Origin of the sequence: Halorubrum sp. SS7 (genome assembly GCF_005435055.1) — an archaeon.
Taxonomy (GTDB): domain Archaea; phylum Halobacteriota; class Halobacteria; order Halobacteriales; family Haloferacaceae; genus Halorubrum; species Halorubrum salinarum.
This window is the reverse complement of sequence record NZ_SGXV01000440.1, coordinates 1-341: the sequence shown is the minus strand read 5'-3', so window position 1 is coordinate 341 and position 341 is coordinate 1. Positions and strand designations below refer to the sequence as shown.

Here is a 341-nt window from a genome sequence, read left to right as displayed (position 1 = left end):
TGCCCAGCGCCCGCGCGAGGTCCTCGTCGGAGCGGATCGTGCGCAACACGCGCCCCCACGGCGACCGGTGCGCACGCCTGAGTACGAGGTACGCGCCCCCCGCGAACGCCACCACCAACAGGCCGTTCAGCGACGCCTGCCAGAACGGCGTTTCGAGGAACACCGGCGACCCGGGTACTACCTCCAACCGGAGTCCCGGCATCGCTTCGGGGAACGTCGAGAGCACCGGCCACCCGACGAAGAATCCGGGGATACCGCGAAGGCCCGCGCTGCCGTTCGTCAGCCACCGCTCGTTGAGTACGATCAGCCGCACGACCTCCGCGAGTCCGAGCGACGCGATG

Annotated in this window: 1 pseudogene; it reads right to left on the bottom strand. The window is 70.1% G+C overall.

What is annotated here, in order from left to right:
• Positions 1-341: pseudogene (locus EXE44_RS18710) on the bottom strand (branched-chain amino acid ABC transporter permease); the annotation flags it as partial.